Raw genomic sequence first — 14,861 nt, forward strand, 5'->3', positions numbered from 1 at the left:
AAAATACGAACGGCCATGGACCCGCTCTTCTTCAAGCTGGTGCGGGTCGTCAACCTCACGGCGCGGCCGTTCCATGAGCGCGTGGGGCGCGAGCACCAGCTCACGCTGAACGAGTGGCGCGCGATGGCCGTGCTGGCCGCGCAGCCGGGGCTCAGCGCCACGCAGGTCGCCGACCTCACCGGCCTGGACAAGATGGCCGTGAGCCGCGCGCTGGCGGGCCTGAAGCGCCACCAGCGCGTGCAGCGCCGCAGCGACCCGACCGACCAGCGCTGCAGCCGCCTGTACCTCACGGCCGCCGGCAAGGCGCTGCACGCCACCGTCGGCGCGCTGGGCCGGCAGCGCGAGGCCGAGCTGTTCGCGGGCGTCGATGCGAGCGAGCTGGCCCGCCTGAGTGACACGCTCGACACGCTGATCCACGCGGTGGAGCGCGCGCCCGACCCCGGCGCGGCCGATCAGACGGTGTAGCCGCCGTCCACGCTCAGGTTGGCGCCGGTGACAAAGCCGCCGTCCGGGCCCACGAGGTAAGCGACCATGCCGGCGATTTCTTCGGCGCGGCCGTGGCGCGGCAGCACCATCACGTCGTGCATCGAGGCCGCGCGCGGGCCGGTGGCGGGGTTCATGGCGGTGTCGATGGGGCCGGGCTGCACGTTGTTCACCGTGATGCCGCGCGCGCCGAGGTCGCGCGCCAGGCCGCGCGTGAGGCCGACGATGGCGGCCTTGCTCATCGCGTAGACGCTGGCGCCCGCGTCCAGCACGCGCTCGGCGTTGATGCTGCCGATGTTGACGATGCGGCCCGTGCCGTCGCCCATGTGGCGCGCGGCGGCCTGGACGGCCACGAAGGTGGCGCGCACGTTGACGTCGATAGTGCGGTCGAAGTCTTCGAGCGAGAAGGTGTCGAGATCGCCGCCGAGGTACACGCCGGCGTTGTTCACCAGGATGTCGAGGCGCTCGAAGGCGCGTGCGCCCTGGGCAATGGCGGCAGTGAGCGCGGCGGCGTCGCCGGCGTCGGCACGGATGGCCAGCGCGCGGCCACCGGCGGCCTGGATCTCGCCGGCGAGCTTGTCGGCGTCGGCCTGCGCGCTGACGTAGGTGAAGGCCACGGCCGCGCCGTCGCGGGCCAGCCGGCGCACGATGGCGGCGCCGATGCCGCGCGAGCCGCCGGTGACGAAGGCGACCTTGCCGGCCAGAACGGGGGAGGAAGATGAAGAAGAGACAGAGGTGGAAGCCATGATTTTTCCGATCGGGTGGAGGAGGAAGGCCTTCAGTGTCGGAATTCCATTCCCTTTGCGGTAGCCATCAATCGGCCCGATCAGATTCAACCCAAAGTTGAAGATGAACGCCAGAATGGCGGCATGGAACCGCTCAATCACCTCGAATCCTTCGTGCAGAGCGCCGAGGGCGGCAGCTTCTCGGCGGCCGCGCGGCGCCTGGGGCTCACGCCCGCGGCGGTCAGCAAGAACGTGGCGCGGCTCGAGGCGCGGCTGGGCGTGCGGCTGTTCCAGCGCAGCACGCGCCGGCTCACGCTGACCGAGGCCGGGGAGCGCTTCCTGGCGCAGGTCGGCGGCGCGCTGGCCACGCTGCAGGACGCGGTGGCCGGCCTCGCGCAGGACGACGGCCAGCCCTCGGGCACGCTCAAGGTGAGCATGGGCCAGGCGTTCGGGCGCGAGCACGTGTTGCCGTTCATGGGCGACTTCCTGGCGCGCTACCCGGGCATCGTGCCCGACTGGCATTTCGACAACCAGCAGGTCGACCTGGTCGGCGAGGGCTTCGACGCGGCCATCGGCGGCGGCATCGCGCTGTCGCCCGGCGTGGTGGCGCGGGAGCTGGCGCGCATCCACGTGGTCGCGGTGGCGGCGCCGGCCTACCTGGCGGGGCGCGCGCTGCCCGCGCATCCGTCCGAGCTGGCGCGCTTCGACGTGCTGCTGCGCCGCTCCTCGCCCACGGGCCGGCTGCGGCCGTGGACGCTGCGGCATGCGAGCGGCGAGGAAACCATGGTCGACCTGCCGGCGCGCCCGCGCGCGATCTTCAACGACCCCGAGGCGATCGCGCAGGCGGCGCTGCTAGGGTTCGGCGTGGCGATGCTGCCGATGCCCTTCGTGGAGCGCGGCCTGCGCAGCGGCGCGCTGGTGCGGCTGCTGCCCGGGTGGTACCAGGATTCGGGCGCCGTGTGGATCTACTACCCGAGCAAGAAGCTGCTGCCACCGAAGACGCGGGTGTTCGTCGACTTCGTGCTGGCGCGCTTTCGCGAGGCGCGCTTCGCGCAGCGGATGCAGGTGGGTTGAGCGGCGATGGCCCCAAGAGGCCGGGGTTTTTACTCGCGACGCTTGCGGCGCCCCCCTGTACAAAGGCGCGCATGACTTCCATCTCCCGTTCTTCTTCCGTCACTTCATCCACCCGCCGCTTCGCGCTCGTCGCCACGGCGGCGGCCACCCTCGCGCTGCTGGGCGGCGCCGCACACGCGCAGGCCACCTGGCCGACCAAGCCGGTGCGCATCGTCGTGCCCTTCGCGGCCGGCGGCACCACCGACATCCTGGCGCGCGCCGTGGCGCCCGAGCTCTCGAAGGCCTTCGGCCAGCAGTTCATCGTGGACAACCGCGCGGGCGCCGGCGGCAACGTGGGTGCCGAGATCGTCGCGCGCTCGCCCAACGACGGCTACACGCTGCTGATGGGCACGGTGGGCACGCACGGCATCAACCGCGCGCTGTACCCCAAGCTGCCCTTCGACCCGATCAAGGACTTCGTGCCGATCACCCTGGTGGCCGCCGTGCCGAACGTGATGGAGATGAACGCCGAGAAAGCCAAGTCGCTGAACATCCGCAACGTGCAGGATTTCATCAAGTACGCGAAGGCGAATCCCGGCAAGCTGAACATGGCATCGAGCGGCAGCGGCACCTCGATCCACCTGGCAGGCGAACTCTTCAAGAGCATGACGGGCACTTTCATGGCCCACATTCCGTACAAGGGCTCGGGCCCGGCGCTGCTGGACATGGTGGGCGGCAATGCCGATGTGATGTTCGACAACCTGCCCTCGTCGATGGCGCAGATCAAGGGCGGCAAGCTCACGGCGCTGGCCGTGACCAGTTCGCAGCGCTCGCCCGCGCTGCCCGATGTGCCGACGGTGGCAGAAGCCGGCGGCCCCGCGCTCAAGGGCTACGAGGCGAGCTCATGGTTCGGATTGCTGGCGCCGGCCGGCACCTCGCCGGAGATCGTGAACCGCATCCAGCAGGAAGTGGCCAAGTCGCTGGGCACGCCGGCGATCAAGGAAAAGATGCTGGCCCAAGGCGCGATCCCGAGCGGCAATTCGCCGGCGGACTTCACGAAGCTCATTGCGAGTGAGCACGTGAAGTGGGCGAAGGTCGTGAAAGACTCCGGCGCAAAGGTGGACTAACCCCCAGTCTTCGCGCACTTCGTGTCGCTACGCCAACCCCCTTGCAGGGGGCAACACCTGCGGCCCGGCAAAGCCGGTTCCGCGGTGTTCCTCGAAAAGACAGGGTGACTTGCTGAGGTCGGGGCTCAGGTCCCCCAGGTCACATCCTTGCTCTCGGCCTGTGAGTCCTTGAGCATGTGCAGCAGCGGTGCGGCGCGCTGGTGCAGGCCGACATGCTGCTTCTCGGCGTCGGCGTCGTGGCCTTCGACGACGTGTTCGTCGTGGTTGTGCGGCGCAGGCTTGCTGCTTTCGAGCGCCAGTGCGGCTTCGAGGGCAGCGATGGCGCCGGGGATCTGCTCGACCGTGATGATGCCCTGCGGCGCGGCCGGCTTGCCGACGATGTCGAGCAGCTGGCGCGCATGCACCTCGAGCATCACGAAGTCTGGGGCGGCCCGGGATTTGAAGCGGTAGAGCATGGTGGTGGTGTCCTCACTTATTTGTAGATGTAGTCACGGGCAAAAGGGTACACCGATTGCGCACCGCGCAAGGCACCGTGTTCGACCTTGCCGTCGGGCTTGGTCGACAGCATCTGGTGCAGCGAGATCCAGCCCTGCTCGAAGCTCATCGCCGAGCCCGCGAGGTACAGGCGGTAGGCGCGAAGAATGCGCTCGGCGTTCTCGCCCTGGCGCCCGCCGCTGCGCCCCAGCACCTCGCGCGCGGCATCGAGCTGCGCCTCGAGCGCGTCCGACCAGGCCCACAGCGTGCGCGCGTAGTGCGGGCGCAGGCTCTCGGTGTCGACCATCTCCAGCCCGGCCGCCGCGGTCTCGCGCAGCACGTGCGTCACGTGCAGCAGCTCGCCGCCGGGGAAGATGTACTTCTCGATGAAGTCGCCCATGCCCGCGCCGAGCTGGCGGTAGTTCAGCTCGCCCGAGGTGATGCCGTGGTTGAGCACCAGCCCGCCCGGCTTGAGCAGGGTGTGGATCTTGTGGAAGTAGGTCGGCATGTTGGCCGCGCCCACATGCTCGAACATGCCCACCGACGAGATCTTGTCGAAGGGCTGGTCATCGGGCAGTTCGCGGTAGTCGCGCAGCTCCACGCGCACGCGGCCCTGCAGCCCCTTTTCTTCGATGAGCCGTTGCACGTGCGCATGCTGGTTCTTCGACAGCGTGATGCCGGTGGCGTCCACGCCGTAGTGCTCGGCCGCCCACAGCAGCAGCGCGCCCCAGCCTGAACCGATGTCCAGGTAACGCTCGCCGGGCTGCAGCATGAGCTTGCGGCAGATGTGGTCGAGCTTGGCTTCCTGCGCCTGCGCCAGCGTGAGCTCGGGCGTGCGGAAGTAGGCACATGAATAGACGCGGCGCGGGTCCAGCCACAGCGCGTAGAAATCGTCGGAGACGTCGTAGTGGAACTCGATCTGCGCGGCGTCCTTGCGCAGCGAGTGCGAGCCGCGCGACTTGGCGCGGCGCTGCAGGCGGCTCCACCAGGTGGTGTCGGTCTCGGCCGGGTTGCCGGGCAACAGGCCGACGGTGGCGTCGATCAGGTCGCGCATGGCGCCCTCGATCTGCACCTTGCCCTCGACGTAGGCCTCGCCGATGGCCCCGACCTGCCGGCCGGCCAGCTTGGCCAGCACCGACCACTCCTTGAAAGCCAGCGTCACGCGTGAACCCGCCTGGGCGACCCGGCGCCCGTCGGGCAGCTCCAGTGCGATGGGCACGGGCAGCGAGGCCAGCTGCGACTCGATCTTGGGTATCAAGTGTTGCATGCGTCCATGGTATTGATTTTTCCAAGGATTTGCATGACATCGCGCAGCCGCGCGGGCCGCAGGCCTCTGCAGAGAAGCCCTCGTTGACAACAGATTGTTTATGCCTAAACTATTCAACCATGAACAGCTTGATCTCCCCCCGCCTCGCGCCCGCCTCGGACCTCCAGCGCATCCTGTGCATCGGTGGGGGTCCAGCCGGCCTGTATTTCGCCCTGCTGATGAAGGCCCGCAACCCGGCGCTGCAGATCACCGTGGTCGAACGCAACCGCCCCTTCGACACCTTCGGCTGGGGCGTGGTGCTCAGCGACCAGACGCTGGGCAACCTGCGCGAGGCCGACGGCCCGACTGCCGCGCTCATCGGCAACGAGTTCCACCACTGGGACGACATCCAGGTCTTCTTCAAGGGCCGCCAGGTGCGCTCGGGCGGCCACGGCTTCTGCGGCATCGGCCGCAAGCGCCTGTTGAACATCCTGCAGGAACGCTGCCTCGAACTCGGCGTGGAGCTGGTGTTCGAGACCGACGCCACCGATGACCAGGCCATTGCCGCACAGTACAAGGCCGACCTCGTCATTGCCAGCGACGGCCTCAACAGCCGCATCCGCCAGCGCTATGCCGACGTGTTCAAGCCCGACATCGACCTGCGCAACTGCCGCTTCGTGTGGCTGGGCACGCACCAGACCTTCGACGCCTTCACCTTCGCCTTCGAACAGACCGAGCATGGCTGGTTCCAGGCGCATGCCTACCAGTTCGACGACAAGACCTCGACCTTCATCGTCGAGACGCCCGAAGCCGTGTGGAAGGCCCACGGCCTCGACCAGATGGAGCAGCCCGAGGCCATCGCCTTCTGCGAGAAGCTGTTCGCCAAGTACCTGGGCGGGCATTCGCTCATCAGCAACGCCACGCACCTGCGCGGTTCGGCCAACTGGATCCGCTTTCCGCGCGTGGTGTGCGAGCGCTGGACGCACCGCATCGACGTCGAAGGCCGCTCGGTGCCTGTCGTGCTCATGGGCGACGCCGCGCACACGGCGCACTTCTCGATCGGCTCGGGCACCAAGCTCGCGCTGGAAGACGCGATCGACCTGGCCAACGAATTCGCACAGGGCGGCACCGTCGACCACGTGCTGGAAGGCTATGAAGCGCGCCGCAGCGTCGAGGTGCTGAAGATCCAGAACGCCGCGCGCAACTCCACCGAATGGTTCGAGAACGTGCCGCGCTACACGGGCATGGAGATCGAGCAGTTCGCCTACTCGCTGCTCACGCGCTCGCAGCGCATCAGCCACGAGAACCTGCGCGTGCGCGACACGCAATGGCTCGGCGGCTACGAGCAGTGGCTGGCGGGCGGCAAGGCCGTGGCGCCGATGCTGATGCCGCTGAAGGTGCGCGGGCTCGAGCTCAAGAACCGCATCGTGGTCTCGCCGATGGCCACCTACAGCGCAGTCGACGGCGTGCCGCAAGACTTCCTGCTGGTGCACCTGGGCGCACGCGCGCTCGGCGGCGCCGCGATGGTGTGCGTCGAAATGACGAGCCCGACGCCCGAAGGTCGCATCACGCCGGCCTGCACGGGCCTGTACAACGACACGCAGCAGGCCGCGTTCAAGCGCATCGTCGACTTCGTGCACACGCAGTCGAGCGCCAAGATCGCGATCCAGCTCGGCCACAGCGGCCCCAAGGGCTCGACGCGCGTGGGCTGGGAAGGCACCGACGAGCCGCTCGAAAGCGGCAACTGGCCGGTGCTCGGCGCGAGCGCCCTGCCCTATGGCGAACAGAACCAGCTGCCGGCCGCGATCACGCGCGCCGAGATGGACACGCTGCGCGACCAGTTCGTCGATTCCACGCGCCGCGCGGTCGAGTGCGGCTTCGACTGGCTCGAGCTGCACTGCGCGCACGGCTACCTGCTGTCGGCCTTCATCAGCCCGCTCACCAACCTGCGCACCGACGAGTACGGCGGCGACATCGAAGCGCGCTGCCGCTACCCGCTCGAAGTGTTCCGCGCGATGCGCGCCGTGTGGCCGGCCGACAAGCCGATGAGCGTGCGCATCTCGGCGCACGACTGGGCGCCCGGCGGCAACACCGACGCCGACGCCGTGGTGGTCGCGCGCCTCTTCAAGGAGGCCGGCGCCGACTTCATCGACGTGTCCTCGGGCCAGACCACGCGCGCCGCCAAGCCCGTGTACGGCCGCATGTACCAGACGCCGTTCGCCGACCGCATCCGCAACGAGGTCGGCATCTCGACCATCGCGGTGGGCGCCATCACCGACGCCGACCAGGCCAACAGCATCATCGCGGCCGGCCGCGCCGACCTGTGCGCCGTGGCGCGCCCGCACCTGGCCGACCCGGCCTGGACGCTGCACGAAGCCGCCAAGCTGCAAAGCCGCGACGTCGACTGGCCCAAGCAGTACCTGAGCGGCCGCGACCAGATGTACCGCGAGATCGCCAAGCAGCAGCAGATCGCCGCGGCCACCGCTGCCGCAGGCCGCGCGGCCGACACCGAAGAGACACACTGACATGGACCTCGAAGCACGCGCCCACAGCGAGCACCCCGAGGCGCTGCGCCTCTGGCTGCGCCTGCTCACCTGCACGCAGCTGGTGGAAAAGCAGGTGCGCAACGGACTGCGCGCGCAGTTCGCCACCACGCTGCCGCGCTTCGATCTCATGTCGCAGCTCGAGCGCTCGCCCGACGGCCTGAAGATGAACGAGCTCTCGCGCCGCATGATGGTCACGGGCGGCAACGTCACCGGCATCACCGACCAGCTCGTGACCGAAGGGCTGGTGGAGCGCATCAACGTCGAGGGCGACCGCCGCGCCTGGCGCGTGCGCCTCACGCCGCGCGGACGCAAGCTCTTCAACGAGATGGCGCAGCAGCACGAAGACTGGATCGTCGAGGCTTTCTCGAGCCTCAACCCCAAGGAGATCGCGCAGCTTCACAAGCTGCTCGGCAAGGTCAAGCAACATTCCCACAGCAGCCAATTGGCGGAGACCGCATGAAGCACTACATCGGCGCAAGCAATCCCATGCGCGCGCAATTCGAACCCAAGGCCGACTACAAGGCCGAGCACTTTGCCTGGCGTTTCGAGGCCGGCGTCGGCACCATCACGCTGAACCGCCCCGAGCGCAAGAACCCGCTGACCTTCGACTCGTACGCCGAGCTGCGCGACCTGTTCCGCGCGCTGACCTACGCGACCGACGTGAAGGTGATCGTCGTCACCGGCGCTGGCGGCAACTTCTGCTCGGGCGGCGACGTGCATGAAATCATCGGCCCGCTGACCGGCATGCGCATGCCCGAGCTGCTCGAGTTCACGCGCATGACGGGCGACCTCGTGAAGGCCATCCGCAACTGCCCGCAGCCCATCGTCGGTGCCATCGACGGCGTGTGCGCCGGTGCCGGCGCGATGATCGCGCTGGCCTGCGACCTGCGCTACGGCACGCCCGCCACGCGCACCGCGTTCCTGTTCACCCGCGTGGGTTTGGCCGGCGCCGACATGGGCGCCTGCGCACTGCTGCCGCGCGTGATCGGCCAGGGCCGCGCCTCGGAGCTGCTGTTCACCGGCCGCGCCATGACCGCCGACGAAGGTCAGGCCTGGGGCTTCTTCAACGCACTGCACGACAGCGCCTCGCTGCTCGACGCCGCCACCAAGGTCGCGCGCGATCTGGCCGAGGGCCCGAGCTTCGCGCACGGCATGACCAAGACCATGCTGTCGCAGGAATGGTCGATGACCATCGACCAGGCCATCGAGGCCGAAGCGCAGGCACAGGCGATCTGCATGCAGACCGAAGACTTCAAGCGCGCCTACGAGGCCTTCGCGGCCAAGCGCAAGCCGGTGTTCGGCGGAGACTGACGCGCATGATGACCAAGATCCCCGCCCCACCGTCGACCGCGCACCTCGCGCTGCCGTTCTTCGACGACGCGCACCGCGCGCTCGCCAACGACCTGCTGCCCTGGTGCGCCGCCCAGGAGATCGACGAGCGCGACGACCGCGCCGCCTGCCGCGAATGGGTGCGCCGCCTCGGCGACGCCGGCTGGTTGCGCTACGCGGTGCCCGGCAGTGCCGGCGGCGCGCTCGAGCGCCTCGATTCGCGCGCGCTCGTGCTGCTGCGCGAAACGCTCGGCTACCACTCGCCACTGGCCGACTTCGCCTTCGCGATGCAGGGCCTGGGCAGCGGCGCGATCACGCTGGACGGCACGCCCGAGCAGCAGTCGCAGTACCTCACGGCCGTGGGCAAGGGCGCGAAGATCGCGGCCTTCGCGCTCAGCGAACCCGAGGCCGGCTCCGACGTCGCAGCGATGGCGATGCGCGCCGAGCCCACCGCCGACGGCTGGCGCCTGAACGGCGAAAAGACCTGGATCAGCAACGGCGGCATCGCCGACTTCTACTGCGTGTTCGCCAAGACCGACCCCACGGCCGGCACGCGCGGCATCACGGTGTTCATCGTCGACGCAACGACGCCGGGGCTCGACACCTCGGCCCACATCGACGTGATGGCGCCGCACCCGCTGGCCACCCTGCGCTTCGACAACTGCGTCGTGCCGCGCACGGCGCAGCTGGGCACGCTGAACGGCGGCTTCAAGCTCGCGATGCGCACGCTCGACATCTTCCGCGCCTCGGTCGCGGCCGCCGCGCTAGGAATGGGTCGCCGCGCGCTGGCCGAAGCCATCGCGCATGCCAAGGGTCGCCGCATGTTCGGCCAGACGCTGGCCGACTTCCAGCTCACGCAGGCCAAGCTCGGCGAGATGGCCGCGCTGATCGACAGCGCCGCGCTGCTCACCTACCGCGCCGCCTGGATGCGCGACGACGCGGAGCGCCGCGGCGCGCCGGCAGTCGGCGACGTGTCGGCCGCAGCCGCCATGGCCAAGATGTGTGCCACCGAGAACGCGAGCCGCGTGATCGACATGGCGCTGCAGATGCATGGTGGCCTCGGCGTGAAGGTCGGCACCAAGATCGAAAGCCTGTACCGGGACATCCGCTCGCTGCGCATTTACGAAGGCGCGACGGAAGTCCAGCAACTGATCATCGGCAAATCCGTTTTGCGGGGGTGAAACCGTGTCTGCCCAAGTCGATCGCTTCGTTCATGACCGCCTGCCGCCTGCCGCGCAGCTGCCGGTCTTTCGCTACGACCTGCCCGAACTGCAGTTTCCCGACCAGCTGAACCTGGTCGAGGAGCTGCTGGACAAGGCGGTCGCCAAGGGCTTCGGCGACCGGCCGATGCTGCGCTCGCCCGCCGGCGTGCTCACCTACGCCCAGGCGGGCGTCGAGGTGAACCGCATCGCCCAGGTGCTGGTCGAGGATCTCGGGCTCGTGCCCGGCAACCGCGTGCTGCTGCGCGGCGGCAACTCGGTGTGGATGGCGCTGTCGTGGCTGGCCGTGGTCAAGGCCGGGCTGATCGCGGTGGCGACGATGCCGCTGCTGCGCGCCAAGGAGCTCGGCGAGATCATCGAGAAATCGCAACCCGTGGCCGCACTGTGCGAAGGCCGCCTGCTCGAGGAGCTGGTGGCCGCGCAACAGGCGCACCCGGTGCTCGCGACGGTGATCGCCTTCAACCAGCCCGATGCACCCGATTCGCTGTCGGCGCGCGCGGCAAGCAAGAGCGGTGTGTTCCAGGCCTGCCCCACGGCGGCCGACGACATCGCGCTGCTGGCCTTCACCTCGGGCACCACGGGCAAGCCCAAGGCGCCCGTCACCACGCACCGCGACGTGGTCGCCATGTGCCAGACCTGGCCGCGCCACGTGCTGCGTGCGCGCAGCGACGACATCGTGGTCGGCACGCCGCCGCTGGCCTTCACCTTCGGGCTCGGCGGCTTGCTGGTCTTCCCGATGTGGGCCGGTGCGTCGGTGTACTTTCCCGAGGGCGCCTTCTCGCCCGAAGCGCTCGTGAAGCTCATCAACGAGGTCGGCGCGACCATCTGCTACACCGCGCCCACCTTCTATCGCCAGATGGCACCCTTCGTCCGGCAGCACGGGGCGCCGAGCCTGCGCATCTGCGTGAGCGCAGGCGAGGCGCTTCCCGACGCCACGCGCCAACTCTGGAAGGAGACCACCGGCATCGAGATGCTCGACGGCATCGGCGGCACCGAGGTGTTCCACATCTACATCTCGGCCGCCGGCGACGAAGTGCGCCGCGGCGCCGTCGGCAAGGCGGTGCCGGGGTTCACGGCCAAGGTGGTCGACGACCAGGGCAACGAAGTGCCGCGCGGCACGGTCGGCAAGCTTGCGCTGCAAGGCCCGGTCGGCTGCCGCTACCTCGACGATCCGCGCCAGGGCGACTATGTGAAGAACGGCTGGAACTATCCCGGCGACTCCTTCGTGCAGGATGACGACGGCTACTTCTTCTATCAGGCGCGTGCGGACGACATGATCATCACGGCCGGCTACAACGTCGGCGGCCCGGAGGTGGAGGATGCGCTGCTCAAGCACCCGGCCGTGGCCGAGTGCGGTGTGATCGGCAAGCCCGATACCGACCGGGGCATGATCGTGAAGGCCTTCTGCGTGCTCAAGCCCGGCAACACCGGCGACGCAGCGATGGTGAAGGCCCTCCAGGACCACGTGAAAGCCACCATCGCCCCCTTCAAGTACCCGCGGGAGATCGAGTTCGTGACGGCGCTGCCGCGCACCGAAACCGGCAAACTCCAGCGCTTCAAATTGAGACAACTCAACAGCAACACACCATCATGACGAACAAACTCATTCAGCCCCCGGGCTGGCTGCCCCCGAAGGGCTATGCAAACGGCATCGCGGCGCGCGGCACCCAAGTGTTCGTCGGCGGCCAGATCGGCTGGAATGCCCAGCAGCAGTTCGAATCCGACGACTTCATCGACCAGTGCGGCCAGGCGCTGCGCAACATCGCCGAGGTGCTGCGCGAAGCCGGTGCCGGCCCCGAGCACATGGTGCGCATGACTTGGTACGTGACGGACCGCGACGAGTACAGCCGCCGCCTGTCCGAGCTCGGCCCGGTCTACCGAGACGCGCTGGGCCGCAACTTCCCGGCCATGACCTGCGTGCAGGTGGCGGCACTGGTGGAGCACCGCGCGAAGGTGGAGATCGAGGTGACGGCGGTCATTCCGGACTGATCCTGCGCTTGGGCTGCGCGTCAGCGCAATCGTCATGCGCCGCTGCCGCGCACGTTCTCGAAACCGGCCTCTTCGCGGGGCGGGTCCGAAAACAGAAAAGCCCTCTTCGCGAGGGCTTTTTTTTGTGTCGAATTTCGACCAGGAATTTCCAAAAGAATTTGGACAAAGAAAAAGGCCCTTTGATTTCTCAAAGGGCCTTTTAAATTGGTTGCGCGAGGGGGATTTGGACAAGAGAGACTTGTCGCGATCCCCAACAGCAGCGCGCGCGTTCGCTGAGAACCGGCCTACATCGTCCGGTCGGGATGCGTCACAGGCTCAAGAAAGAGCGCCGCCGCCGCCTGCGGTGACAGCGCGCGCAGATGCGCGTCGCAGGCCAGGTCAGCAGCCAGCTCTTCAAGCTGCTCGGTGTCCACGGTGCGCCAGTGGACCTTCAGGCGTCGGGCGCAGTAGTAGACCCATATGTCGGTCGGAATCTCGTCGTCCATGGATTAAATAGTACTGTATATTTATCCAGTGTCAACGCTGATCGCCTACGAGGTCTTCCGCACCCGCTTCGAGGGTGGAAAGCTCCAATCCGTGGAGGCGATCAAACACACCCGAAGGGTTGGCGATCTCACCTACATGGAGCGCATCTACGACCCGCGGCCAGGTCGCAGCATCTACCTCGCGACGCTCACCCAGCCTGACGGCGAGACGTACGTCATCCCAGCACTCGACCGGGCACGCTTGCGGAAGATCCAAGGCGGCATCTTGATATCGGGCATCGAGGTGAAGCCGCGCGGCATCGGCTCGAAAAACATCAAGTCGGACGATTACTCGCAGACGTGGTTCTGCCGGCCGGTGGCGATCCCACGAGGCGGATTTGAAGACGACGGGGACCGCTACGGCAATCCCGCCGAATCACGGCGCCAGGCGCGCGAGCGTGAGCTGGCACAGTCGATTGAGGCGCGGAACATCGCCGAGACGCTGACAAGGCGGTCGACACGGCGGATGCCCTATGACCCCACAACGGCCTCGGGCCTTTCGCCGGGGTATTTTTGACCGGCCATGTGCAGCAACTACGAAACCGTCAGCCGAGCGGACCGCCTGCTGTCCTTCTTCGGCGTCGTCCGTGAAGACGATGAACGACCGGTGCTCACATGGCCGACCGGCATGGCGCCATTCATCCGGCTGGCTGAAGATGGATCGGGAAACCGGCGTGTCGACGACGGCGCGTTCGGCCTGCTACCCGGCTTCGCCAAAGAACTTGCGTACGGGCGCAAGACCTACAACGCGAAGGCCGAGACCATCGCGAAGCTGCCCAGCTACCGCAGTGCATGGCGCCTGGGGCAGCGCTGCGTGATCCCTGCGGAAGCGATATTCGAGCCCTACTACGAGACCGAAGAGAGCAAGCCAGTGCGCTACCGCATACAGCAGCCTGGAGAGGTGCCGCTCGGGCTCGCGGGCATTTGGGAAAAGTGGCCCAACCCGGAAACCGGTGAAGAGCTATTCAGCTTCGCGATGATCACGATCAATGCCGATGGGCATCCCGTGATGTCGCGCTTTCACAAGCCCGGCGACGAGAAGCGGATGGTGGTCATCCTCGACCCGGAGGACTACGACGACTGGCTAACCTGTCCGGTGCATCAGGCGCCGCAGTTCCTTCGGCAGTGGATGGGCCAGCTCGATACCTACCCCGCCCCACTCGCGGAACGGACGAAGAAGGAAAGGCCGACAGGGGCGCGAAAGCCCAAGCGCGCAGCCAACGGCTCACCGAAGCTCCCACCCCCGCCGCAGCTCGATCTCTTCTAGATTGACGCTCTTCAAGGGTTGGGGCTGCTTCTGCCGATCAACGAGTTCCAGAAATTAGAAGTAGCAAGTTTCGGGCGACGACGTTTTGAAACGAAATCAATGCCGATTGAAAACATCACAAAGTTAGTCAGTACACGTCCGAACATTGGGTTTTCGTCCAGCGCTTTTATGGCTATCTCCCGAAGCTCCGGTGCCCATTCGATGTCCGAGTCGTGAGACAAGAGCACATAGTGAACTCCCGGTACAAGTCCGAAGATGACGCCAGGTGAATCAAAATATGCGCACGAGAACGCAAGTGAGCCGTACTGGACGCAGAACTTAAGCCGTTCCCTTTGGGGTCCGGGCTTTAGGTCTGCATCCCCGATCCAAACGTCAACTTGGCTGACCCCTACATCCTTGCAAGTTAGTTCCGCAGGAGTGACGCAAGCAACAAATCCCCTTGGCAAATAGTCCCCACGCATCACACCTGAAATTAGTTCAGGCGGAATGTGCCGACGATTCTTGTGATCGGTTGCTTCAAAGGCGCACGCTGTCTTGAGAAGCCATCGCACAATAAGGAGCCGCTCCGGGAGGCTCAATTCGTGTGGCCCGATTTCGTTTCGTAGAAGCGCAAAAATGTGCGGCTCGGCGGCATGATCAACTTCTCTCATCCAGCCGTTATTGCAGGTATTGCAAATCTCTCCGGCTTGCAAAGCATCCGCAGCCATCGATCGATCCCATACCACCTTGTCCTTCGCTCTCCCGCCAAGCCCTAAGGGTGCCTTCGATAGGCCCAGCTCTTTGAGCCACGACTTCTTCAAAACGTGCTCCTTGGCTCGATTCTCCGAGGTCAGCGAAGCCTTGCAGAAAATGCAATGTCGTTCGAGCTTTTCCATACC

General features: G+C 67.0%; 16 protein-coding genes. 11 read left to right on the plus strand and 5 right to left on the minus strand.

Translation table 11 applies throughout. The annotated features are described in order from the left end of the window. The first annotated feature begins 15 nt into the window (after positions 1–15). Positions 16–465 carry a MarR family winged helix-turn-helix transcriptional regulator gene (locus AC1RAD_RS22430; RefSeq protein WP_492737258.1) on the plus strand — a complete coding sequence of 150 codons (450 nt, stop codon included), beginning with the start codon at positions 16–18 and terminating at the stop codon, positions 463–465. On the opposite strand, the gene AC1RAD_RS22435 is transcribed toward AC1RAD_RS22430, so the two are convergent. Then, positions 453–1,229 carry an SDR family oxidoreductase gene (locus AC1RAD_RS22435; RefSeq protein WP_492737260.1) on the minus strand — a complete coding sequence of 259 codons (777 nt, stop codon included), beginning with the start codon at positions 1,227–1,229 and terminating at the stop codon, positions 453–455. The two genes, AC1RAD_RS22430 and AC1RAD_RS22435, sit on opposite strands and share 13 nt — an antisense overlap. Positions 1,230–1,352: 123 nt before the next feature. On the opposite strand from AC1RAD_RS22435, the gene AC1RAD_RS22440 reads away from it, so the two are divergent. Next, positions 1,353–2,282: a LysR family transcriptional regulator gene (locus tag AC1RAD_RS22440; protein ID WP_492737262.1), complete on the plus strand. Its 930-nt coding sequence runs from the start codon at positions 1,353–1,355 to the stop codon at positions 2,280–2,282. A 71-nt stretch (positions 2,283–2,353) separates the two neighbouring features. Further along, positions 2,354–3,388 carry a Bug family tripartite tricarboxylate transporter substrate binding protein gene (locus tag AC1RAD_RS22445; protein ID WP_139700606.1) on the plus strand — a complete coding sequence of 345 codons (1,035 nt, stop codon included), beginning with the start codon at positions 2,354–2,356 and terminating at the stop codon, positions 3,386–3,388. 125 nt (positions 3,389–3,513) lie between these two features. Here the strand turns inward: AC1RAD_RS22445 and AC1RAD_RS22450 are convergent, their stop codons facing one another. Both AC1RAD_RS22450 and AC1RAD_RS22455 read right to left on the minus strand, forming a co-directional pair. Then, positions 3,514–3,843: a DUF1840 domain-containing protein gene (locus tag AC1RAD_RS22450; RefSeq protein ID WP_070062980.1), complete on the minus strand. Its 330-nt coding sequence runs from the start codon at positions 3,841–3,843 to the stop codon at positions 3,514–3,516. Positions 3,844–3,860: 17 nt separating this feature from the next. Continuing rightward, positions 3,861–5,129 carry a class I SAM-dependent methyltransferase gene (locus tag AC1RAD_RS22455; protein ID WP_062474832.1) on the minus strand — a complete coding sequence of 423 codons (1,269 nt, stop codon included), beginning with the start codon at positions 5,127–5,129 and terminating at the stop codon, positions 3,861–3,863. Between the two features lie 119 nt (positions 5,130–5,248). Here AC1RAD_RS22455 and AC1RAD_RS22460 point away from each other — a divergent pair, with 119 nt between their 5' ends. Genes AC1RAD_RS22460 through AC1RAD_RS22485 form a run of 6 tightly spaced genes read left to right on the plus strand, consistent with a single transcriptional unit; the run spans position 5,249 to position 12,192 of the window. Further along, a complete protein-coding gene (locus tag AC1RAD_RS22460) occupies positions 5,249–7,633 on the plus strand; it encodes a bifunctional salicylyl-CoA 5-hydroxylase/oxidoreductase (protein ID WP_492737264.1) in 2,385 nt (794 codons plus the stop codon). Position 7,634: 1 nt separating this feature from the next. After that, a complete protein-coding gene (locus AC1RAD_RS22465) occupies positions 7,635–8,114 on the plus strand; it encodes a MarR family winged helix-turn-helix transcriptional regulator (RefSeq protein WP_056576953.1) in 480 nt (159 codons plus the stop codon). After that, positions 8,111–8,965: an enoyl-CoA hydratase family protein gene (locus tag AC1RAD_RS22470; protein WP_139700614.1), complete on the plus strand. Its 855-nt coding sequence runs from the start codon at positions 8,111–8,113 to the stop codon at positions 8,963–8,965. Before AC1RAD_RS22465 ends, AC1RAD_RS22470 begins: the two co-directional genes overlap by 4 nt. A 5-nt stretch (positions 8,966–8,970) precedes the next feature. Continuing rightward, a complete protein-coding gene (locus AC1RAD_RS22475) occupies positions 8,971–10,164 on the plus strand; it encodes an acyl-CoA dehydrogenase family protein (RefSeq protein WP_307582028.1) in 1,194 nt (397 codons plus the stop codon). A gap of 4 nt (positions 10,165–10,168) precedes the next feature. After that, positions 10,169–11,797: an AMP-binding protein gene (locus AC1RAD_RS22480; RefSeq protein ID WP_492699490.1), complete on the plus strand. Its 1,629-nt coding sequence runs from the start codon at positions 10,169–10,171 to the stop codon at positions 11,795–11,797. Next, complete coding sequence (locus AC1RAD_RS22485; RefSeq protein WP_056576966.1) at positions 11,794–12,192, plus strand: RidA family protein; 399 nt, start codon at positions 11,794–11,796, stop codon at positions 12,190–12,192. Before AC1RAD_RS22480 ends, AC1RAD_RS22485 begins: the two co-directional genes overlap by 4 nt. Positions 12,193–12,476: 284 nt before the next feature. Here the strand turns inward: AC1RAD_RS22485 and AC1RAD_RS22490 are convergent, their stop codons facing one another. Then, a complete protein-coding gene (locus AC1RAD_RS22490; protein ID WP_492737266.1) occupies positions 12,477–12,677 on the minus strand; it encodes a hypothetical protein in 201 nt (66 codons plus the stop codon). 28 nt (positions 12,678–12,705) lie between these two features. On the opposite strand from AC1RAD_RS22490, the gene AC1RAD_RS22495 reads away from it, so the two are divergent. Together AC1RAD_RS22495 and AC1RAD_RS22500 are read left to right on the plus strand one after the other, a co-directional pair. Further along, positions 12,706–13,233, plus strand: coding sequence for a hypothetical protein (locus AC1RAD_RS22495; RefSeq protein WP_492737268.1), 528 nt, complete (start codon positions 12,706–12,708; stop codon positions 13,231–13,233). A 6-nt stretch (positions 13,234–13,239) separates the two neighbouring features. Continuing rightward, entirely contained in the window at positions 13,240–13,983 is a 744-nt protein-coding gene (locus AC1RAD_RS22500; protein ID WP_492737270.1) for an SOS response-associated peptidase, read from the plus strand. Positions 13,984–13,994: 11 nt separating this feature from the next. Here AC1RAD_RS22500 and AC1RAD_RS22505 read toward each other — a convergent pair whose 3' ends face one another. Further along, entirely contained in the window at positions 13,995–14,858 is an 864-nt protein-coding gene (locus AC1RAD_RS22505) for a hypothetical protein (RefSeq protein WP_492737272.1), read from the minus strand. Positions 14,859–14,861: the final 3 nt, after the last annotated feature.

The organism is Variovorax sp. GW823-FHT04B03 (assembly GCF_058796495.1).